Annotated in this window: 18 protein-coding genes; 9 read left to right on the top strand and 9 right to left on the bottom strand. The window is 71.1% G+C overall.

Annotated elements, in window-relative coordinates; all coding sequences use genetic code 11:
- Positions 1 to 37: 37 nt before the first annotated feature.
- Complete coding sequence (locus ACIBHY_RS13050) at positions 38 to 661, top strand: CGNR zinc finger domain-containing protein (RefSeq protein ID WP_397306752.1); 624 nt, start codon at positions 38 to 40, stop codon at positions 659 to 661.
- Positions 658 to 1,437 (top strand): MOSC domain-containing protein, encoded by a 780-nt coding sequence (locus ACIBHY_RS13055; RefSeq protein ID WP_397253499.1) that lies wholly within the window; start codon positions 658 to 660, stop codon positions 1,435 to 1,437. Before ACIBHY_RS13050 ends, ACIBHY_RS13055 begins: the two co-directional genes overlap by 4 nt.
- Here ACIBHY_RS13055 and ACIBHY_RS13060 read toward each other — a convergent pair.
- The 4 genes from ACIBHY_RS13060 to ACIBHY_RS13075 form a co-directional block, all read right to left on the bottom strand.
- The gene (locus ACIBHY_RS13060; RefSeq protein ID WP_397306753.1) at positions 1,421 to 2,350 is read right to left on the bottom strand and encodes an ABC transporter substrate-binding protein; all 930 of its coding nucleotides are present in this window, start codon (positions 2,348 to 2,350) and stop codon (positions 1,421 to 1,423) included. The two genes, ACIBHY_RS13055 and ACIBHY_RS13060, sit on opposite strands and share 17 nt — an antisense overlap.
- 21 nt (positions 2,351 to 2,371) lie before the next feature.
- Positions 2,372 to 3,163, bottom strand: coding sequence for a family 16 glycosylhydrolase (locus ACIBHY_RS13065; RefSeq protein WP_397253502.1), 792 nt, complete (start codon positions 3,161 to 3,163; stop codon positions 2,372 to 2,374).
- Positions 3,160 to 5,061 carry an acyltransferase family protein gene (locus ACIBHY_RS13070; RefSeq protein WP_397306754.1) on the bottom strand — a complete coding sequence of 634 codons (1,902 nt, stop codon included), beginning with the start codon at positions 5,059 to 5,061 and terminating at the stop codon, positions 3,160 to 3,162. The genes ACIBHY_RS13065 and ACIBHY_RS13070 overlap by 4 nt, the downstream gene beginning before the upstream one ends.
- Before the next feature lie 100 nt (positions 5,062 to 5,161).
- A complete protein-coding gene (locus ACIBHY_RS13075) occupies positions 5,162 to 6,544 on the bottom strand; it encodes a glycosyltransferase family 2 protein (RefSeq protein WP_397306755.1) in 1,383 nt (460 codons plus the stop codon).
- 531 nt (positions 6,545 to 7,075) lie between these two features.
- On the opposite strand from ACIBHY_RS13075, the gene ACIBHY_RS13080 reads away from it, so the two are divergent.
- The 7 genes from ACIBHY_RS13080 to ACIBHY_RS13110 all read left to right on the top strand — a co-directional run bounded on the left by ACIBHY_RS13080 (position 7,076) and on the right by ACIBHY_RS13110 (position 15,732).
- Entirely contained in the window at positions 7,076 to 8,428 is a 1,353-nt protein-coding gene (locus ACIBHY_RS13080) for an ammonium transporter (RefSeq protein ID WP_397253506.1), read from the top strand.
- Entirely contained in the window at positions 8,425 to 8,763 is a 339-nt protein-coding gene (locus ACIBHY_RS13085; protein WP_157250041.1) for a P-II family nitrogen regulator, read from the top strand. The genes ACIBHY_RS13080 and ACIBHY_RS13085 overlap by 4 nt, the downstream gene beginning before the upstream one ends.
- Before the next feature lie 26 nt (positions 8,764 to 8,789).
- Positions 8,790 to 11,015 (top strand): [protein-PII] uridylyltransferase, encoded by a 2,226-nt coding sequence (locus ACIBHY_RS13090; RefSeq protein WP_397253507.1) that lies wholly within the window; start codon positions 8,790 to 8,792, stop codon positions 11,013 to 11,015.
- Positions 11,016 to 11,237: 222 nt separating this feature from the next.
- The gene (locus ACIBHY_RS13095; protein WP_397306756.1) at positions 11,238 to 14,324 is read left to right on the top strand and encodes a nitrate- and nitrite sensing domain-containing protein; all 3,087 of its coding nucleotides are present in this window, start codon (positions 11,238 to 11,240) and stop codon (positions 14,322 to 14,324) included.
- A gap of 28 nt (positions 14,325 to 14,352) precedes the next feature.
- Positions 14,353 to 14,775: a roadblock/LC7 domain-containing protein gene (locus ACIBHY_RS13100; RefSeq protein WP_184965631.1), complete on the top strand. Its 423-nt coding sequence runs from the start codon at positions 14,353 to 14,355 to the stop codon at positions 14,773 to 14,775.
- Positions 14,776 to 14,801: 26 nt separating this feature from the next.
- Positions 14,802 to 15,158, top strand: coding sequence for a DUF742 domain-containing protein (locus ACIBHY_RS13105; RefSeq protein ID WP_184965629.1), 357 nt, complete (start codon positions 14,802 to 14,804; stop codon positions 15,156 to 15,158).
- Between the two features lie 43 nt (positions 15,159 to 15,201).
- Positions 15,202 to 15,732, top strand: a complete 531-nt coding sequence (locus ACIBHY_RS13110) for an ATP/GTP-binding protein (RefSeq protein WP_379620268.1) — start codon at positions 15,202 to 15,204, stop codon at positions 15,730 to 15,732.
- 69 nt (positions 15,733 to 15,801) lie between these two features.
- Here the strand turns inward: ACIBHY_RS13110 and ACIBHY_RS13115 are convergent, their stop codons facing one another.
- The 5 genes from ACIBHY_RS13115 to ACIBHY_RS13135 form a co-directional block, all read right to left on the bottom strand.
- The gene (locus ACIBHY_RS13115; protein ID WP_397253511.1) at positions 15,802 to 16,566 is read right to left on the bottom strand and encodes a TetR/AcrR family transcriptional regulator C-terminal domain-containing protein; all 765 of its coding nucleotides are present in this window, start codon (positions 16,564 to 16,566) and stop codon (positions 15,802 to 15,804) included.
- A 33-nt stretch (positions 16,567 to 16,599) separates the two neighbouring features.
- Complete coding sequence (locus ACIBHY_RS13120) at positions 16,600 to 17,169, bottom strand: GTP-binding protein (protein ID WP_397253513.1); 570 nt, start codon at positions 17,167 to 17,169, stop codon at positions 16,600 to 16,602.
- Positions 17,150 to 17,464, bottom strand: a complete 315-nt coding sequence (locus ACIBHY_RS13125) for a DUF742 domain-containing protein (RefSeq protein ID WP_221340875.1) — start codon at positions 17,462 to 17,464, stop codon at positions 17,150 to 17,152. Before ACIBHY_RS13125 ends, ACIBHY_RS13120 begins: the two co-directional genes overlap by 20 nt.
- Positions 17,465 to 17,530: 66 nt before the next feature.
- Positions 17,531 to 17,944: a roadblock/LC7 domain-containing protein gene (locus ACIBHY_RS13130; RefSeq protein WP_397253741.1), complete on the bottom strand. Its 414-nt coding sequence runs from the start codon at positions 17,942 to 17,944 to the stop codon at positions 17,531 to 17,533.
- A gap of 5 nt (positions 17,945 to 17,949) precedes the next feature.
- Positions 17,950 to 20,769 carry a nitrate- and nitrite sensing domain-containing protein gene (locus tag ACIBHY_RS13135; RefSeq protein WP_397306757.1) on the bottom strand — a complete coding sequence of 940 codons (2,820 nt, stop codon included), beginning with the start codon at positions 20,767 to 20,769 and terminating at the stop codon, positions 17,950 to 17,952.
- Positions 20,770 to 20,847: the final 78 nt, after the last annotated feature.

Raw genomic sequence — 20,847 nt, forward strand, 5'->3', positions numbered from 1 at the left:
CACCGGTTTAACTGGTGTCCAGTGTTACACTGCTCCCGTGGAGAGCGCAAGCGCGATGGTGCTGACCGGAGGCGACGGTCAGCGGTTCAGGTTCGACGCGGGCACGCTGTGCCTGGAATTCCTGCTCAGCGGGGCGGTGAACCCGTGGGAACGGCTGCACGCCCCCGCCGATCTGGCCGAATGGATCGCCGGATCGAGGCTCGGCGTGGACGGCCCCGCGCGGGCGGACGCGGACGAGCTGGCCGACGCCAAACGGCTGCGCGGCGCGATCCTGTCGCTCGCCATGGAGGCGGTGAAGGACGACGCCCCCGGCTTCAAGGTCGCCGGTGTGGCGGAGGTCAGGATCGACGCGGACCCACCGGAGCCGCACGCGATCCTGAACGAGCTGGCAGCCGCGCCGCCGCCGGTTCCGGTCATGGGGGCCGGCCGGGCCAGGGAGTGGTCGTACCCGGTGACCGGGTCGCAGTTCCTGTCGGCGGTGGCCCGGGACGCGATCGAGCTGTTTTCCGGCGATCGGGTCGAACGCGTGCGCATGTGCGGCGGCGAGCGCTGCTACCTGCTGTTTCTCGACACCTCGCGGCCCGGCGCGCGCCGCTGGTGCTCGATGGATCGCTGTGGAAACCGGCAAAAGCTCCGCACACGTCGTAAGATCATGAAATGAGTGATCTTGTCGGTGTTGTGGGGGCATTGCGCCGCTATCCGGTCAAGTCGATGCTCGGGGAAGACCTCGACGCCGGCGAGATCACTGAGCGAGGGCTCTCCGGAGACCGGGTGCGCGCCGTCGTCGACGTTTCCACGGGCAAGGTCGCCAGTGCCAAGAACCCCCGGCTGTGGCGCGACCTGCTCACGCTCGACGGCGTCGCGCCGCCCGGCGACGCCGAGCTGTCCAGGCTGTTCGGCCGCGAGGTACGGCTCGCCGACACGCCGCCCCCCGCGGCCGAACTGGAGCGCTCGATCCCGGAAGAGGTGCTGGAACGGGGCATCGAACAGGAGGTCGGCCACACCATCACCTACCTGGCCGCCGCCGCGCCCGGGACGTTCTTCGACTTCGCCCCGCTCCACCTCATCACCACCTCGACCGTGCGGCGCATCGGCGAGCTGAGCGCGCGCGGGCAGATGGAGGCGGTCCGCTACCGCCCCAACCTCGTGATCGACACGCCCGGCGACGGCTTCCCCGAGAACACGTGGGCAGGCGCCCGGCTGCGCCTCGGGGCGGCGGAGCTGGAGGTCATCGCGGCCAGCCCGCGCTGCGCCGTACCCACGCTCGCGCACGGCGGGCTGCCGCGCGACACCGACGCGCTGCGCACGGTGGCCCGCCACAACCGCGTCGAGGTCTTCGACATGGGCGCGCAGCCGTGCGCCGGGGTCTACGCCCGGGTCCTGCGGCCCGGCGACGTGCGGGTGGGAGACGAGGTACGGCTCACGCCGGCGCGGTGAGGTACTCGTCCAGGTCGTCCAGGATGCCGTTGGCGGCCTTGACCCCGATGCCGAGCATCCAGACCTCGTCGTCCACCGCGTGGGCGTGGCCGGAGGTGACCGCCTTGAGCTTCTTCCACAGCGGCCCGCCGGTGACCTCGGCCTGCGACGCGGCGGCGGCCTCGCCGTAGGCGCTGTAGAAGAGGGCGTCGGCGTCGGCCTGGGCGATGTTCTCCTGGCTCAGCTTGCCGAACCGCCTGTCCTCCTGGGCGGCCAGCATCTGGACCTCGGGACGGCCGACGCCGGCGTCGCCGACGACGATGCCGCTGAAGGACTCGGGGCCGTACATGCGGATCTCGGTGGGCATGAAGCGCACGATGCTCAGCTTGAGCTTGGCGAACTTCTGCCCGACCGTCTTGGCGCGCGTCTCGTAGTCCGACAGGAGCTTGGCCGCCTCGGCGGGCTTGCCGAGCGCGTCGGCGTCGAGCGTGAAGTTCTCCTTCCAGGTCACGCCGACCTTCTCGGTGAAGACCGTCGGGGCGATCTTGCTGAGCTTGTCGTAGAAGGCGGCCTGGCGGAACTTGGTGCCGAGGATGAGGTCCGGCTTCAGCGCGATGATCGCCTCCAGATTGGGCTGCTGGAGGGTGCCGACGGACTTGGTGTCCTTGAGCGCGTCGCCGAGGTAGGCGGGCCACTTCTGGTTCTCGGCCGCCTGGGCCGCGCCGACGGGGGCGAGACCCAGGGAGACCATGGTGTCGAGCTTGTCCGTGTCGAGGACCACGACACGCTTGGGCGTCTTCGGAACCTTGGTCTCGCCCATGGCGTGCTTGACCGTATGGGTGGGGCCGGTGCCCTCGGCCGGGTCCGCGGAGTTTCCGCAGGCGGCGAGGGCGAGGACGGGCAGCAGTGCGGCGATCGCCACGCGCAGGCGCATGAGATTCCTTGGTCAGTTAGGTTAGGCGGCCCTAAGTGTAGTGACGCTGACATAGTCCACCAGCATCGGCCGGCCGGGGACGGTCGCCGCGTTGGGCGGGCCGGGCAGGCCGCCGCCGACCGCCACGTTGAGTATCACGAAGAAGGCCCGCGGCAGGCTTCTGTCCAAGGTGAAGTACGGCCTGCCGTCCAGCAGCCAGGTCGTGGCCCGCTCGGTCACCTCGACCGCGTAGGTGTGGAAGGAGCCGTGGCAGCCGGGGCACGGCTGCTCGGGCGTGACCAGACCCTTCGGCTCCTGGCACGGGCCCCCCGGCATGGTGCCGCAGTGCATGGCGCCGGTGACCGACGGCCGGCCGTTCACCGCCTCCATGATGTCGATCTCGCCCACGGCCGGCCAGCCGGTCTCCCCGCCCAGCATCCAGAACGCCGGCCAGTACCCCGCGCCGTCGGCGGGCGAGACGGCGGGCAGCGCGAGGCGGGCCTCGACCCGCAGCGTGCCGCCGGGCGGGACGGCGAAGTCGGCACGCTGGGTCCTGACGCGGCCGGAGGTCCACCGGCCGCCCTCCAGGCGCGGGGTGATGGCCAGGTGGCCCTTGCCGTCGAGGGCCACGTTGTCGGGAGAGGCGGTCATCGTCTCGATCTCGCCGGTGCCCCAGCGTTCCGGCGGGCCGGTCTCGTACCGCCAGCGCCCGGTGCCGGGCGCGGTGTCGAGCACAGGGCCGTCGAAGTCGTCGCGGAAGACCTCCCGCCGGTCCGTGCCGCCGCCGCACGCGGCGAGGACACAGATCAGCAGGAGGCAGGTGAGGATTCTCATAGCACCGTGGGGATCAGGTCGAGCTCCTCCAACTGCTGCTCCAGGCGGGGAGCGAGTCGCTGGACGAGCGTGTTGGTCAGGTGGGAGTCGTCGCGGTAGAGCACGACGCCGTCGAGCGTCGCCGGGCACGTGGGGCCGTTGCCGGGGCAGAGCAGGTCGCTGGTGTCCAGCGTCCACAGGCCCGGACGCCTGCCCGCCGCGAGGGGGTCCGGCTTCAGCCCGCGCGAGCGGGCGAACGCGCAGGACGCGGCGGGCTTGCCGGACAGGCACGCCGGCACGTCGATGCCGGGCAGCGGCGTGTCACGCAGGTACACCAGCGGCGCCCCCAGCCGCGACAACCGCTCCAGCGTGGGCCGCCAGCCTTTCAGCGTGGTCTTCGCGTCGGCGTAGGCCGACAGCGAGCCCAGCAGGATCAGCCGCGGCGGCGCCTCGCCCTCCAGCCTGGTCAGGGTCTTCTCGCGCCACTCGTCGCACTCGCGGTACTCCCTGCCCAGGCGCGGATCCACGACCTTCAGCGCGGGCAGCGGGCAGCCCGGCTTGGTCAGCACCTCCAGCGTCCAGCCGCGCCGGTGCGCCACCCGCCGCGCCATCGTGAACCACTGCCCGGCGTGCGAGTCGCCGAGCAGCACGACGCGGTCGTTGCCGGGCACCGCCCCCGCGCGCCCGGAGCCGCTGGGCGTGAACAGGCACGGCGGGCTGGTGGTCGTCGCCAGCGCCACCTCGCACCCTTCGGAGGGCGGATAGTCGGTACGCGCCGCCGCCGCGTCGACGGTCGGCGCCGTCTCGACCACCGCGGTGGCCACCTCGGCACGCGGCACGCTCGCCCCGCCCAGCAGCAGCGCGGCCGTCACCGGGACCGTCATCGCCGCCGTGCCCACCGCCAGCCCGCGCCGCGGCAGCTCGGCCACGACCTTGGAGAAGCGCACCGGCTGCTCCACCAGCCGCATCGTCAGCCAGGCGGGCAGCGCGGAGCCGATCACCAGCGCGAGCTTGACCGGCCACGGCCGCCCGTCGCCGAACAGCACGACGACCGGCCAGTGCCACAGGTACCAGGCGAACGACAGCCGCCCCGCCGCCCCCATCCAGCCGTGGCTCAGCAGCGCCGAGACCGGCGAGCGGAACAGGATCAGCGCGGCCGTCCCCAGCGTGGGAACCAGTGCCTGTGGCCCTGGATAGCCGCTCTCGTCGAGCGTCAGGGACCAGGCCAGCGCCGCGGCTCCCGCCGTACCCAGGAGTGCGGCCAGGAGGCGGGGCGTGCGGGAGAGGTACGGCAGAGCCAGCGCGGCCAGCGCCCCCACCCCGAACTGCCAGGCCCGCGTCGGTGAGGCCAGGTAGGCGGCGGGCCCGTCCCAGGACAGCGACAGCGCGAACGACCCGGCCGTGACCAGCACCGCGGCGGCGGCCACGGCCCGGCGCCCGGCCAGCCAGAACGCGGCCAGCAGCAAGGGAGCCCACACCAGGTAGAACTGTTCCTCGACCGCGAGTGACCAGAAGTGCAGCAGCGGGCTCGGGTCGCGGTCGGCGGCCAGGTAGTCGGTCTCCTGGGCGATGAAGCGCCAGTTGGCCACGTAGAGGGCGGCGGTGAAGACGTCGGCGGCCACGTCGGCGGCGCGCAGCGGCGGCAGCAGCAGCCAGGCCGCCGGCGCGCTCGCCACCAGGACCACTCCGGCGGCCGGAAGGATGCGGCGGGCCCGGCGGGCGTAGAAGTCGGCGAGGGAGAAGGTCCCCGCGGCCAGGTCGCGCACGATCAGGCCGGTGATCAGGAAGCCGGAGATGACGAAGAAGACGTCGACGCCGACGAACCCGCCGCCCAGGCCGGGTACGGAGGCGTGGAAGGCCAGGACGAACAGGACGGCGACCGCGCGCAGGCCGTCGATGTCCTTGCGGTGCCCGGTCACGGGATCACGGGAGGCAGGACGGCCCAGCCGGTGGCCAGCACGATGGCCAGGACCAGCAGGGTGGTGATGGCCAGTGTCTCCGGCCAGCGCTGACGGTGGTTCATCGCACGAACCTCCACAGGTCGCGGATCAGCGGCAGGGCGATGTAGGTGCTCGCGGCGGCGAACAGCGTCAGCGCCCAGTAGTGGTGCCAGCCATAGGCGGGGGCGCGCCAGGCGATGCCCGCCCAGACCGCGAGCGTGGTTCCGCTCAGCCAGGCGAGGGCCAGGCGGGTGATGGTGACGACCAGGCGCGAGCGCTTGGCTCCTCCTCCGCCGCTGGGCACCCAGGCCGACACCCGGTTGCGCAGGGCGTGGCCGATGGCGAACAGGTGGCAGTAGGAGTAGAGGGTCTGGGCGCGGATGACCTCGAAGCGGTAGCGGCCGACCGAGGTCGCGGGCAGCAGCACCAGCGCCACCCACAGCGGGCCGACGAACGGGATCATGTGCCAGGCGCGCACGTCCTGCGGGTAGGCGTAGAGCATGATCAGGCCGGGCAGCGGGATGGCCGCGATGTTGAGCGCCGAGACGAAGTAGGACAGGAAGCCGCTCCAGTAGGACAGGCGCACCCGCCAGCCCATCGGTGTGCGGTGGAAGTCGCGGCTGAACAGCAGGCTCAGGCAGCCCATGGCCCAGCGGTACTGCTGCGCCACGTACGAGCCGACGTTGTCCGGCGACAGCCCCTTGGCCAGCAGGACCGGCACGTACTTGGTGCGCAGGCCGTGCCTCATGAGCGCGACGCTGGTGTAGATGTCCTCGCTGTGGTCGATCCTGGGGAAGCCGCCGATGCGGTCGAGGGCGGCGCGGCGGTAGACGACGTTGGTGCCCACGCAGATGGCGCCGCCGTCGGCGTCGCGGCTCGGCTGCAGCCACCGGTAGAACAGTTCCTGGGAGGCGGCGGCGGTCCGCTGGATCCACGGCATGCCCTGGTCGGTGTCGAAGAACTGCGGCGACTGGGCCACGGCGATCTGCGGGTCCTCCAGATAGGGGACCAGGTGGTGCAGGAAGTCGGGGCGTGGGACGAAGTCGGCGTCGAAGACCGCCACGACCTCGTTGCCGGTCAGGGACAGGCCGTGGTTGAGGTTGCCGGCCTTCTTCAGGTGGCCGCGGTCGGGGCGGACGGTGTGGGCGAAGCCGTACGAGCGGGCCAGGTCGGCCACCTCGGGGCGGTCGGCGTCGTCCAGGACCGTGACGGTGAGTGGAGCGTTCCAGTCAAGGCGGGTCACGTGGGCGAAGGTGTTGTCCAGCACCTCCAGCGGTTCGTCCATGGTCGGCAGCAGCACGTCCACGCCGGGAGGCCGGGCCGGGCGCCAGCCCTTGGTCAGGAGCAGGTGCGACTCCCAGGTGGTGGTGCGCTGGCGCTGGCCGTCGACGTAGGAGAGCAGCCAGCCCGCCAGGTTGACCACGAGCGCCGCCAGGAAGGGCAGCAGGATCGGGTGGCGCAAGGAGAAGAGGAATAATGTTCCGGCGGTAAAGGTCAGACTCAAAGGTACGGCCAGCAGAACCCACCGGCGCTGCGGGCCAAAATAGAGTGAAATTTCGGTGTCCGTTGGTGGGACGGGAAGAAAATCGTGCTGTGGCCGGGCCGTAGGCGCGAGCAAAGTCGCGGACATGCCGAACACCCCCCGTTCATCAGGCATCTTGCCTTCTACTGTAAACAAACCTATCTAAGCGGCGGTGAACGCCGCTTTAAGCGTCAGGGGCGGATGGGCCGTCGAAGCAGGGAAAGTCGCGTGGTGTCCGAATTTAATGTGATGGACCTCACGGGAGATTGTCCATAATTAAAGTAGGTTTTGGCCTAGCGCCCGCTTGGGCGTACGCCCCTCCGGCCCCGAACGCGGGCTGTGCGGAGACCGAAACAAGGGCGAAACACCACGGCGTGGAGATTCACGCACGTGAAACACGCCTGGTCGAGCCGCGAAACCCCGCAGAGCGACAGTTCCGGTCAGTCGCCAATGTGTAAGGAGGTCGCGTCGATGATCGATAGCGGCACTACCGCCTGGATGCTGGTGTGCACCGCTCTGGTGCTGCTGATGACTCCGGGCCTCGCGTTCTTCTACGGGGGCATGACCAGGGCCAAGAGCGTCCTCAACATGATGATGATGTCGTTCGTCAGCATCATCGTGGTGACCGTCGCCTGGGTGCTCTACGGCTACTCGCTCGCCTTCGACACCGCCGGAGACGGCACCGGATTCATCAACAAGATCGTCGGCGGCCTCGACTACCTCGGGCTCAGCGGCGTCTACAACGCGGTCTACGAGAACCTCATCGTGGCGGGAGGCAACGTCACGCCCGAGGCCGCGGCGGCCGACAACTTCCCCCTGATGGTCTTCTCCGCCTTCCAGCTCACCTTCGCCGTCATCACCGTCGCGCTGATCAGCGGGGCCGTCGCCGATCGGGCCAAGTTCGGCGCCTGGGTGCTCTTCTCCCTGGTGTGGGCCACGGTCGTGTACTTCCCCGTCGCGCACTGGGTGTGGGGCGGCGGCTGGCTGGGCCAGCTGGGCATCGAGGACTTCGCGGGCGGCACCGTGGTCCACATCAACGCGGGCGCCGCGGCCCTCGCGCTGGCGCTGGTGCTGGGCAAGCGTTCCGGCTGGCGTAAGGAGCCGATGCGGCCGCACAACCTGACGCTGGTCCTGCTCGGCACCGGCCTGCTGTGGTTCGGCTGGTTCGGGTTCAACGCCGGGTCGGAGCTGGCCCCCGACCAGACCGCCGGCCTCGCCTTCATGAACACGCAGGTCGCCGCCGCCGTCGCGGCGGGCGCCTGGCTCATCGTGGAGAAGCTGCGCGACGGCCACGCCACCACGCTCGGCGCCGCCTCCGGCGCGGTCGCCGGTCTGGTCGCCATCACCCCGGCCTGCGGCTTCGTGGACCCCTGGGCGGCCGTGGTCATCGGCCTGCTGGCCGGTGTCGGCTGCTGCTACGCGGTGGGCCTGAAGTACAAGGCGGGCTTCGACGACTCGCTCGACGTGGTCGGCGTGCACCTGGTCGGTGGCGTGATCGGCGCGGTCGCACTGGGCTTCGTGGCCGCCTACCCGTTCCTGCCCGGCCAGAACAAGGGCATCCTGATCGAGGGCGGCCAGCTCAGTCAGCTCGGGTTGCAGGTGCTCGGCCCGGTCGTGGTGGGTCTCTACTCGTTCGTGCTCTCATGGGTGATCGGAAAGATCATCGACAAGACCATGGGCTTCCGGATCTCCCAGGAGGCCGAGGTCGCCGGCGTCGACGTCACCACGCACGCCGAAACCGGCTACGACCTCGGCAGCGTGCACGCCTCCGGCGTGGTCTCCTCCAACGGCCCGGTCCCTGCCACGAAGAAGGTGGACGCATGAGGCTCATCACCGCCGTCATCAAGCCGTTCAAGCTCGATGACGTGAAGGCCGCGCTGGAGCAGTTCGGCATCAAGGGCATGACGGTCAGCGAGGCCAGCGGGTACGGCAGGCAGCGCGGCCACACCGAGGTCTACCGGGGCGCCGAGTACCAGGTGGACCTGGTCCCGAAGGTCCGCGTGGAGGTGCTGGCCGAGGAGGACGACGCCGAGGACGTGATCGACGTCATCGTCAAGGCCGCCCAGACCGGCAAGATCGGCGACGGCAAGGTCTGGTCCGTCCCGGTGGACACGGTCATCCGGGTGCGCACGGGAGAGCGGGGCCCCGAGGCGCTGTGAACTCGCCCGGAAACCATGGAGGTGTCGTGAGGGGAGAGGCGCGCTCCTTCGCGGCGGCCCGCGGTTCGCGGGCCGCCGACACCGATCGCTGGCTCAAGGATCTCTTCCGTACGGCCGGCGACGGCGCGGGCGCGGCGCTGATGGCCGTCGGCAGCCTGGGGCGGCGCGAACTGGCCCCGGGCAGCGACCTGGACCTGGTCCTGCTGCACGAGGGCCGCGACGACATCGCCTCGATCGCCGACCGCGTCTGGTACCCGGTGTGGGACTCGGGCGTGGGGCTCGACCACTCCGTGCGTACCGTCGACGAGGCCGTGCGCGTGGCCCGCGACGACCTCAAGGCCGTGCTCGGGCTGATCCAGGCCAGGCACGTGGCGGGCGACCCCGAGCTGACCAAGAAGGCCAGGGAGGCGGTGCTGGCCGGGTGGCGCGCCGACTCGCGCCGCCGCCTGGCCGAACTGCGCCAGGCCGCCGACCGGCGGGCCGAGAGCAGCGGCGAGGTCGCCTTCCTGCTCGAACCCGATCTGAAGGACGGCCGCGGCGGGCTGCGCGACCTGCAGGCGATGCAGGCGGTCGCGGCGGCCTGGGTCGCCTCCGCGCCGGGGCCGAGGGCGCGCGAGGCCTACGAGTTCATCCTGGACGTGCGCCACGCGCTGCACGTCGTCACGGGGCGCGGCGCCGACCGCCTGGTTTTGCAGGAGCAGGACGCGGTGGCGGGGCTGCTGGGCCTGCTGGACGCGGAGGCGCTGATGCGCCGGCTCGCTGAGGCGGGCCGCACGATCGCGCACGCCTTCGACGTGACCTGGCGGGCGGTCGACCGGCTGGTGTCGGGGCCGAGCCCGCGAGGACGCCGCCCGCTGGCCGACGGCGTCGTCGAGCACGGCGGTGAGGTCGTGCTGGCGCGCGGCGCCGACCCGCGCAAGGACCCGGTGCTGGTGCTGCGCGCGGCGGCGGCCGCGGCCGGGTCGGGGCTGCCGCTGGCGCCCGCGACGGTCACCGTTCTGGCGGCGCGGTCGGCGCCGATGCCGGTCCCGTGGCCGGAGGAGGCGCGCGACGCGCTGGTCGCGGTGCTCGGCGCCGGGCGGGCCGCGGTGCCGGTGTGGGAGGAGCTCGACCAGGCGGGCGTCCTGGTCAAGCTGCTGCCCGACTGGGAACGCGTGCGGCACCGTCCGCAGCGCAACCCCATCCACCGCTTCACCGTCGACCGCCACCTGGTCGAGACCGCGGCCAACGCCGCCGCGCACACCCGGGAGGTCTCCCGCCCCGACCTCCTGCTGATCTCCGCGCTGCTGCACGACATCGGCAAGGGCTGGCCGGGCGACCACTCGGCCACGGGCGAGGTCGTGGTCCGCGACATCGGCGCCAGGATCGGGCTGCCCGCGCGCGACGTGGAGATCCTCGCCACCGTCGTACGCCACCACCTGCTGCTGCCCGAGACCGCCACCCGCCGCGACCTGGACGACCCGGTCACGATCGAGAAGGTCGCCGCGACCGTGGGCTCGCGCGAGGTGCTGGAACTGCTGGCCGCGCTGGCCAGTGCCGACGGCCACGCCACCGGGCCCGCCGCGTGGAACTCCTGGAAGGCCGGGCTGGTCGCCGACCTCGTGCGCAGGGTGCGTTCGGCGCTGTCCGGCTCACCGCCGCCCCAGCCGCCGAGCCTGTCGGAGGCGCAGGTGGCGCTGGCCCGGCACGGTGGCGGGGCCGTACGCGTGGCCGGGGGAGTGGTCACCGTCGTCGCCCCCGACCGGCCCGGACTGCTGTGGAGCGCCGCCGGGGTGCTCGCCGCGCACCGGCTCGTGGTGCGTTCGGCCTCCTCAGCGGCCGCGGGCGCCACGGCCGTGATCGAGTTCGCGGTCATTCCCGAGTACGGCTCGCCGCCGGATCCCGCCACGCTCGAAGCCGATCTCCGTCTCGTCCTTGCTGGGCGTCTTGACATCGAGCAACGTCTGGCCCGCCGTACCCGGTCGGTGAGACCCGCTCGCGTACCGGTCGCTCCACCCCGCGTGACGTTGGTGGACGACGCCTCGGCGACCGCCACCGTCGTGGAAGTCAGAGCCCATGACAGGCCGGGGCTTCTGTGGCGTATTGGCAGGGCTTTCGGGGAATGTGGGCTTGACGTACGCGCCGCCCGAGTGGAGACTCTCGGCGCGGAGGCGGTGGACGTCTTCTATGTGGTAGACCGTGCCGGGCGCCCCCTCAGCGACGGTGCGCAGAGGACGCAAGTCCGCGATCTCGTGCTTGCAGCACTGCGGTAACCAACAACACACATTCTGCGGTCACATTTGTAACGATTGTGTCCGTTTTGCCTGGTACGTGAGTTGCTGCGGATACTTTGTGGACGGTTTACGACCCGTTGAAGACGGGATGATTGAGGGGTAACGAAAGCAGTGACTACGGGGAGTTCCGAGAGCGGCCTCGCCGCGAGGCGGGACCGCGCGAGGCGGTCGCTGCCTAAGTTCAGCCTGCGCAACTGGCGTGTGAGATGGCGCCTGACGGCGCTCATCCTCGTGCCCACGGTGGCCGGCGTGGTTCTCGCGGGCGCCCGGGTCGTCACCTCCGTCGAAAGCGTCAACGTCTACGACCGCGCGGCGGCCGCCGCCGAGCAGAGCGGGCGCATCCGCGACCTTGTGCAGACGGTCGGTCTGGAGCGTGACACCGGGACGTGGATGTACACGGCGGGGGCCGCGGGCAGAGAGCTCAAGGGCGCCTTCACCGCCCGCCAGAAAGAAGTCAACGACCAGGTCAAGGCCCTGCAAGAGGACCTGACCGCCATGGCCGACTTCGGTCCCCGCGTCGAGCACGCCGTCATGATGGTGCGGACCTCGCTCAACCTGGCCAAGATTCGCGCGGACAAGGTCCCGACCGCCTACCGCGGTCTCACCGACTCCCTGCTGAGCCTGCACGACGAGCTGAGCCTGCTGACCCAGGACGCCGCGACGATCGGCTACCACCGCGGCCTCAGCGCGCTCGCGCGGGCCAAGGAGGAGATCTCCCAGCAGCGCTACCAGCTGCTCATCGGCTACTACCGCTACCGCTCGGTCGACGCGCAGGAAGCCCAGCGCTTCATCGCCTCCCACTCCCGCCAGCTTGAGGCCCAGGCCGACTTCGGCGCCGAGGCCGGCGTCGAGTTCGGCATGAAGCTGCGCAACGCGCTTCCGCCCACCGAGTACTACGGCACCGAGCTGACCAAGGCCCGCGCGATCGTGCTCGCGGGGAACAAGGAAGCCGGAGCGGTCTTCAGCAACCACCTCATCGAGGACCCCAACGTCTGGTTCGACGACAACAGCAAGGTCATCGACGCCATCGGCGGCGTGGAGAACGAGGTCGCCCAGCGGCTCTCGGCCCGCGTGCTGGAGCTGAAGAACGCCGAGGTGCGCAGCGCGGTCGTCGCCGGCGTCGCCATCCTGCTGCTGCTCGTGGCCGTGCTGCTGTTCACCGTCGTCATCGCCCGCTCGATGGTCTCGCCGCTACGGCGGCTGCGCACCGAGGCGCTCGACATCGCCGGCTTCCGCCTGCCCGACGTGGTGCGCAAGCTGCGTATCACCGGTGACACCTCCGCGGGCGCGGTGCGGCCCATCGACATCGAGGGCCAGGACGAGATCGGCGAGGTCGCCAAGGCCTTCGACGAGGTCCACCGCCAGGCCGTACGGCTGGCCGGCGAGGAGGCCGAGCTCCGCAGCAACATCAGCGCGATGTTCGTCAACCTCTCGCGCCGCACCCAGACGCTGGTCGAGCGGCAGATCTCGCTGATCGACGGCCTGGAGAAGGGCGAGCAGGACGGCGGCCGCCTGGCCGACCTGTTCAAGCTCGACCACCTCGCCACCCGCATGCGCCGCAACTCCGAGAACCTCCTGGTCCTCGCCGGCCACGAGCCCACCCGCCGGCGCAGCCAGCCCGCCAAGCTCGTCGACGTCGTGCGCGCCGCGCTGTCGGAGGTCGAGGACTACGAGCGGGTCCAGGTCAAGGTGCACCGTTCCACCTCCGTGGTGGGCAGCGCCGCCAACGACCTCGTCCACCTCGTCGCCGAGCTGGTCGAGAACGCGATCCAGTTCTCGCCCAAGAACAGCCAGGTGATCGTCTCCAGCAGTGTCATCGAGGGCGGCGGCGCGCTGCTGTCGGTGAGCGACGCCGGCATCAGCATGACCGAGGACGAGATGGGCGAGGCCAACCGGCGCCTGGCCGAGCCGCCGGTCGTGGACGTGTCGGTCTCGCGGCGGATGGGCCTGTTCGTGGTCGGCCGGCTGGCGCTGCGCCACGGCATCCGCGTGCAGCTGCGCAAGGGCGAGGGCGCCGGCCTGATCGCCATGGTGCTGCTGCCGCCCACGCTGATCCCCGACGGCTCGCAGCCGCAGCCCAACGCCCAGCGGCCCGCCTTCGGCGGCGGCACCGCGGCCGCGCCCGCACCCGCCTTCGGCGCGCCCGCGCAGAGCTTCAACTCCTTCGGCAGCTACGACTCGCAGGACCTCACGGCCTCGCGCGGACGGCTGACCGGGTTCACCGCCGACACCGACGGCGGTGCCTTCCGGCAGGACAGCGGGACCTTCCCGTCGTTCCCGAGCGGACCGCAGCAACCCCAGCCGCCGCAGCGCCGCCAGGAGCACCCGTCGTTCCCGAGCGTGGAGCAGCCCGCCCATTCCAGCGCGGAGCACGCCTTCCCCAGCGTGGAGCAGCCCGCGTACCCCAGCGTGGAGCACTCCTCCTACCCGAGTGTGGAGCGGCCCTCCTACCCGGGCACCGAGCAGCCCGCGTATCCCGGCGTCGAGCAGCCCGCCTATCCCAGCGTCGAGCAGCCGTCGTACCCCAGCGCGGACTCCGGGCCCCTGCCGACGCGGGGCCCCGCCGCCGACCCGTCCGTCCCGGCCAGGGAGAACACGGGGGCCTTCCCCGTGTCCCAGCCCACCGCCGAGGTACGGCCCGCCTACCCGCCCTCCACCGGCGCCTTCCAGCCGCAGACGCCGGTGCCGCCACCGGCCGGTGGCGGATACCCGACGCCCCCGGCAAGCCGGCCACCGATGCGGCAGCCGTTCGGGACGCCGGAGCCGGTCCGCGAGCACTGGCGCAGGGACGTGCCGTCGGTGGACGTCTCCCCGATGGAGCCTGAGCAGGAGGAGTTCCTGCCGATCTTCGCCTCCGTCGAGTCGGCCTGGTTCCGCCGGCCGCCGGGAGAGCAGGCGCCAAGTACTCAGACGCCGGGGGCTCAGGCGCCGGGGGCTCAGGCGCAGGGCGAGCGGGCGCCTGAGGCACAGGAGTTGCCCAGGAGGGATGAGGCCGCACCCCCGCAGGCCGTACCCTCTGGGGAGGAAACGTGGCGAACCCCCGCCGACGCCGGATGGCGTGCGGCGGCGGCCGCCAGCGACCCCAGTCTCGGCGGACTCACCTCCGCCGGTCTGCCCAAGCGCACGCCCAAGGCCAACCTGGTGCCGGGCACGGCGGGCCAGCAGGCCCAGCCGCTGTCCCCGATGCCGCCGGTGTCCGCGGATCGCATCCGCAGCCGGATGGCCAGCTACCAGCAGGGTGTGCGCCGCGGTCGTGCGGAAGTACGTGAACAGGAGGAACAAGAGTGAGCGAGCGTCCTGCCGCTAGGGAGGTAGCGTGACTACCCTTAGCCACGAGGCGCACCGGTTCGACTGGCTGATCACCGACTTCGTGAGGAACACTCCCGGGGTCGCGCACGCCGTCGTCGTCTCCGCCGATGGGCTGTGCCTGGCCAGCTCAGAAGGCTTCCCGCCGGACCGCGCCGACCAGCTCGCCGCCGTGTCCGCCGGGCTGCTCAGCCTGACGGTGGGCGCCTCCCGGGTCTTCGAGGGCGGCGCCGTCACCCAGACGGTCGTGGAGATGCAGCGCGGGCTGCTGCTGGTCATGGCGATCAGCGACGGTTCCGTGCTCACCGTGCTGGCCGCCCCCGACTGCGACATGGGGTTGGTGGCGTACCAGATGACGCTGCTCGTCGACCGCGCCGGCCAGGCACTCACGCCGTCCCTGCGTGCGGAACTCCAGGCAGCCAGGACGCGGTGATGCGATGAAATCGATGGGACAGGCCCGTGTATGGCAGTGACGGGGACGACGAGCCCCTGTTCCGCCCCTACGCGGTAACCGGCGGTCGCTCCGAACCGCGCTACCACCTGGCCATGGAGACCCTGGTGTCCTCCATGTCGATCCCTGATGACGAGTTGTCCCTGCTCACGCCCGAGCAGGATGCGATCATGCAACTCTGCCGCACCTTCCGGTCGGTCGCCGAGATCTCGGCCCTGCTCCGGGTTCCGCTCGGTGTGGCGCGCGTGCTGGTGGCGGACATGTCCGACGAAGGACTCGTCCGCCTGCACCAGCCACGTCTCGCCCAGGGACAGCCAGACCTCAACATGCTCGAAAGGGTGCTCAGTGGCCTACGACGCCTATGAACACAGTGCAGGCTCTAACGCAGGCCTCACATCCACCAAGATTGTGGTCGCGGGCGGCTTCGGCGTGGGCAAGACGACGTTCGTGGGGGCGGTGTCCGAGATCCTCCCGCTCACCACGGAAGCGGTCATGACGGACGCGTCCGCGGGCATCGACGACCTCGGCATGACACCGAACAAGCAGACCACCACGGTGGCGATGGACTTCGGCCGGCTCTCGCTCGACCGTGACCTCATCCTCTACCTGTTCGGCACGCCCGGTCAGCACCGCTTCTGGTTCATGTGGGACGACCTCGTACGCGGGGCCATCGGCGCCGTCGTCCTGCTCGACACGCGGCGCCTGGCCGACAGCTTCCCCGCGATCGACTACTTCGAAGAGGCCAAGCTGCCCTTCGTCGTGGGCGTCAACGGGTGGGACGGGCAGTTCCCGCACGGCGAGGAGGAGGTGCGGGAGGCGCTGGCGCTGCCCTCGCACGTGCCGATCGTCCGCACGGACGCCCGGCACCGCGACTCGGTCAAGGCGACGCTCATCGCGCTGGTGGAGCACGTGGTCCGCATCCGCGCCGCGCACGTCTGACGTTCATCGGGTACGGCCCGGCGGCCCCTCTCCACGCGGAGCGGGGCCGCTTCGGCTTTTCGGGGTTCTTCAGGCGGTGCGCCGCCCGATCAGCGCCTCCACGCCGTCCAGCACGCGCTCCAGCCCGAACTCGAAGGCGTGCTCCGCGCTGTAGGCGCCGCCCAGGGCCTCCCCTGTCGCCTGTCCCACCCGCGCGGCCGTGGGGAATCGGGCGGTGTCGCCGATGCGGGCCAGGAAGGGCGCGTGGGCGGCCCACCACTGCTCGTCGCTCATTCCGGTCTGAGACTCGGCCTGAGCGGCCTCCACCGCGCCTCTGGCGGTGCCGTGGACGAACCCGCTGACGAGCGTGAGCACCGCGTCCATCTCGACGTCGGTGAGCCCGATGCCGTCCAGCGCGCGTAGCTCGAAGTCGTACTTGGCGGTGACGTTGGGGCCCAGCACCGGCCGGGAGGTGGCGACCTGGAGCAGCCAGGGATGACGCAGGTAGAGCCGCCAGTTCTCCCTGGCGATGCGCGACAGCCGTTCGCGCCAGCCGCCCGGAAGATCCTCGGGCCGCTCGACCTCCCCGTAGACGGTGTCGAGCATGACGTCGAGCAGTTCCGGCTTGCCGGGCACGTAGGTGTAGAGCGACATCGTCCCCACACCCAGCTTCTCGGCGACCCGCCGCATGGACAGCGCCTGCAGCCCGTCGGAGTCGGCCACCTCGATCGCCGCGCGGACGATCCGCTCGACGCTGAGGTCCGGCTTGCCCTTACGGCTGACGCGGTCGCTGGTCCGCCAGAGCAGCGCGAGGCTGCGCGCCGGGTCGCCCTTTCCGGTGTACTCGATGGTCACGATCCGTACGGTACACCGTACGGCCGGGGAAGATCACGCCACGGTGGTGGAGAGCGCGTGCTCGACCAGCGCGATGAGCGTGGACTTGACCGCGTCGCGGTGCCGGGCGTCCGTGCGGACGATCGGGACGTGTGGCGAGAGCGTGAGGGCCTCGCGCACCTCGTTCTCGACGTGGGGGAACTGCCCGTGCCATCCGTTGAGCCCGATCACGAAGGGGATGTCGGCGTTCTCGAAGTAGTCGACGGCGGGGAAGCTGTCGGCCAGGCGGCGGCTGTCCACCAGCACGACGGCGCCGATCGCGCCCTTCACCAGGTCGTCCCACATGAACCAGAAGCGGTGCTGGCCCGGGGTTCCGAACAAGTAGAGGATCAGCTCGCGGTCTAAGGAGAGCCGCCCGAAGTCCATGGCCACCGTGGTGGTCGACTTGCCGGGGATCAGCCCCAGGTCGTCGATGCCCGCGGAGGCATCCGTCATCACCGCTTCCGTCGTCAAAGGCATGATTTCCGACACCGACCCGACGAACGTGGTCTTCCCGACACCGAAACCACCGGCGACCACGATCTTGGTCGAGGTGAGGCCCGAGTTAGAGCCTGCGTAGTCCACTGAGCACCCTTTCCAGCAGGCTCCTGTCCGGCAGGCCTGCGTCCAACTGCGGCTGGTAGATCCGTACCAGCCCTTCCGCCTCCATGTCCGCGATCAGTACGCGGGCCACGCCGAGGGGGATGCTCAGCAATGCAGAGACCTCCGCCACCGACCTGACCTGGCGGCACAGCTCGCTGATGGCACGGTACTCCCGTGTGTAGGCCATGCCCAGCTGCGCCGAGGTCGCCGAGGAGACGAGCGCCTCCATCGCCAGGCCGCTGCGCGGAGCGGTACGCCCGCCGGTGACCGCGTACATGCGTACCAGCGAGCTGCGCTCCGCCTCCGGCGGGCCGTCATGCCACGATGCCACAGTCGACTCCGATCACCAGGGGCGCGCTGCGGAGAGCTCGGCGCGTACGGCGGGCGTCAGCACCTGCCCCGCGCGCTCCACGAGGATGGTCATTTGATAGGCGACGAGGCCCATGTCGCAGTCGGGAGCGGCCAGCACGGCCAGGCTGGACCCGTCGCTGATCGACATCGCGAGCAGGAGCCCGTGCTCCATCTCGACCAGTGTCTGGTTGACGCCGCCGCCTTCGAACACGCGGGCCGCGCCCGCGGTGAGGCTGATCAGGCCCGCCGTGATGGCGGCCAGCTGGTCCGCGCGGTCCTGTGGGAAGCCTCGCGAGAACGCCATCGGCAGACCGTCGGCGGAGACGACCACCGCGTGGGCCACGCCGGGCACCTGTTCGACGAAGCCGGTGACCAGCCAGTTCACGTCCCTGGCCGCCTGGCTCAGATTTCTCATGGGTTCTCCTCAAGCTCTGAGCGCCCTTTGCGGACGCCCTGCTGGTAGCTGGAGAGCCTGCTTCGCAGCCTGTCTGGCTCGACCGGCGGCGGGGGCGGCGGTGGGGCCGCCGGTGTGGCAGAGCCCGGAACAAGGTTCGCTCTTGGCGTGCGTTTCGGCAATCCCGAAGAGGTCGTACCACCGTGTTCCGGCTCGCCGGTCGAGCGGGCGGCCTGCCAGGCGCTGTCGGCGGGCGACTGCCAGTCGGTGCGCTGGTCGGGGGTGGGGGAGGACTTGGTGAACCAGCTCGACTCGTTCTCGACCGCCGCGAAGATCGGCAGATACTCGTCGACCTTGGGGATGGGGCTGGTCATCTCGATCGACGGCGTGGCCGCGGAGAACCAGGAGCGCGGCTCGGACTCGGGCAGCGGCACGTCGAGCGACGGGTGCTGCGGCCTGGCGTCGTAGGAGGGCGGCCCCGAGTCGTAGGAGGGCGTGTGGGAGGGCGTGGCGTCGAAGGAGGGCGGTCCTCCGGCGGGCGGTCCCCCCGGCGGGCCTCCCGCGTGCGGCGTCGAGTGCGGTCCCGTGCCGTGCGATCGGGGCAGCAGTGAGCTGACGGGCGGGCCGCCCATGGGCGGGTTCCCCGCGGGCTGCGCGGATCCGCCCAGCGTTCCTCCGGCGAACGGCGAGGCCGCCGGGTCGAACGGCGAGGGTCCCGTGTCGAAGGGGGATCCGGTGTCGAAGGGCGAGGGCCCCGTGTCGAACGGCGGCGCGGCCGGAGCGTCGAAGGAGTCGAACGGCGCGCCGGTCGCGGCAGGGGCCACGTCGAAGGAGTCGAAGGCCTGCCCGCCCGGCTCCGGCACCTGCTCGGTCACCGCCGACAGCAGCGCCTCCGGTATCAGCACCATCGCGGTCAGCCCGCCGATGTCCTGGCGGCGCAACTGGACCCGGATGTTGTGCCGCAGCGCCAGCCGGCCGACCACGAACAGGCCCATCCGCCGCGACACCGACACGTCCACGACCGGCGGGTTGGCCAGCCGCCAGTTGGCCTGGGCCAGCTCTTCCGGGGTCATGCCGATGCCCTGGTCGGTGACCGACACCATGAGCCCGCCGCCGTCGATCCGGCTGCTGTTGATGATCACCTTGGTGTCGCGCGAGGAGAAGGAGACCGCGTTCTCCACCAGCTCGGCCAGCAGGTGCACCACGTCGCTGACGGCCTGCCCGGCGATCGCCGCGGCCGACTGCACCTGGATGCTGACCCGGTCGTAGCTCTCCACCTCGCCGAGCGCGGCCCGGACGATGTCCAGGAGCTCGACCGCCTCACTCCACTTGCGCGCCGCCTCCTGCCCGGCCAGGACCAGGAGGTTCTCGCTGTTGCGGCGCATGCGGGTGGCGAGGTGGTCGAGCTTGAAGAGGTCGCCGAGCCTGGTGTCGTCGCGTTCGCCGCGCTCCAGCCGTTCGATGAGGGTGAGCTGCCGTTCGACGAGCGTCTGCGACCTGCGGGAGAGGTTGACGAACATGGCGTTGACGTTGGAGCGCAGCCGCGCCTCGTCACCGGCCAGCCGTACGGCTTCGCGGTGCACCTCGTCGAAGGCGCGCGCGACCTCGCCGACCTCGTCCTTGGAGAAGATGCCGATGGGCGGGATCTCGACGTCGGCGCCGCCGTCGCGCGACTCGCGCAGCCGCTGGACGAACTCCGGCAGCCGCCGCCCGGCGATCTCCAGGGCCTCGCCGCGCAGCCTGCGCAGGGGCCGTACCAGAGAGCGGGCCACGCCCGTGGTGATCAGCAGGACGGCGATGAGCAGCGCGAGCACGGCGCCGGCGATGAGGTAGGCGCGCTGGCGTTCGGCGGAGGTGAGCTGCTCGCTGCGAGTCACGATGCCGGCGGACTGGCGGCGCTCCACGGCGCGCATGGAGTCGACCATCACGCTGGCCGCCTCGTACCACTCGCGGGCGTCGTCGCGCTTGGCCAGGTCGAGGCCCTTGAGCGGCTGGTTGTTGGCGGCCCGGCTGAGCACGAGTTCGCGCAGGAACAGCATGCGCTCGGTGCCGGCCGCGTTGACGTTCTCGTCGAAGACGCGCCGCTCGTCAGCGGTGGCCTCGGCGGTGAAGGCCCGGCGCTCGTTGGTCTCGCGGGCCTGCTCGCCGAAGACGGCCTTGAGCTGCTCCTGCTCGAAGCGGCCCGCCTGCAGCGCGATGGTGATCCACGCCTGCTGCCGGGAGACGGCCTCCTTGGCCCTGGCCAGTGCGACGAGCAGCTGCGACTGGCGGAACAGCTCGTCGTCGTCGGTGCCCTTGCTGAGTTCGTCGTGGACGGAGATCAGGTCGCTGATGACGGTCGTGTAGAGCTCGATGGACGGTCCGGGCAGCAGGTCGCCCTTGCTGGTCTGCTCGCGCAGCCCGGTCAGGTCGTCGAGCCTGGCGAGGGTGGCCTCCAGCTCGTCGGCGGTGCGGCCGGCGACCTCCCCCGACAGGTCCTCGGCGCTGGCCTTGACGGTGGAGGCGGCGCCGCTGGTCTCGCGGACCTGCTGGGTGAGCGTCTCGACGCCGTTGTCCGGGCGGCCTCTGGCGATGAACCAGGCGGCGACGGCGCGCTCGCGGGCCACCTGGTGGGTGAGCTCACTGATCTGGTCGGACAGGCGGGCGAGCTGGTTGGTGCGTTCGTAGTCGGAGGCGGCGCCGGTGGAGGCGAACATCTGCACGCCGCCGAGCAGGACGGCGGCGGCGGTGGGAATGAGGATCAACGAGACGAGCCGCGCCCGGACACGCCAATTGCGTAGCCGCCAGCCTCCCTCGTCGGCGGCTCTTGCCTGCCTTTCGCCTAACTGTGTGCTCACCGAACGCAACCTCTCGCCGCCCATATCGGCGTATATGGAAGGCCGTGCGGGCCCTTGGGAAATCCAGCAAGTGGGGGT

The organism is Nonomuraea sp. NPDC050547 (assembly GCF_044457345.1).
In the GTDB taxonomy this organism is placed as follows: domain Bacteria; phylum Actinomycetota; class Actinomycetes; order Streptosporangiales; family Streptosporangiaceae; genus Nonomuraea.

What these genes read in the sequence shown, in the direction of transcription:
- ACIBHY_RS13085 (WP_157250041.1), top strand. Translation starts at nt 8,425, where the DNA reads ATGAGGCTCATCACCGCCGTCATCAAGCCGTTCAAGCTCGATGACGTG.
- ACIBHY_RS13065 (WP_397253502.1), bottom strand. Translation starts at nt 3,163, where the DNA reads ATGAGAATCCTCACCTGCCTCCTGCTGATCTGTGTCCTCGCCGCGTGC.
- ACIBHY_RS13125 (WP_221340875.1), bottom strand. Translation starts at nt 17,464, where the DNA reads ATGTACGCGGTCACCGGCGGGCGTACCGCTCCGCGCAGCGGCCTGGCG.
- ACIBHY_RS13060 (WP_397306753.1), bottom strand. Translation starts at nt 2,350, where the DNA reads ATGCGCCTGCGCGTGGCGATCGCCGCACTGCTGCCCGTCCTCGCCCTC.
- ACIBHY_RS13055 (WP_397253499.1), top strand. Translation starts at nt 658, where the DNA reads ATGAGTGATCTTGTCGGTGTTGTGGGGGCATTGCGCCGCTATCCGGTC.
- ACIBHY_RS13080 (WP_397253506.1), top strand. Translation starts at nt 7,076, where the DNA reads ATGATCGATAGCGGCACTACCGCCTGGATGCTGGTGTGCACCGCTCTG.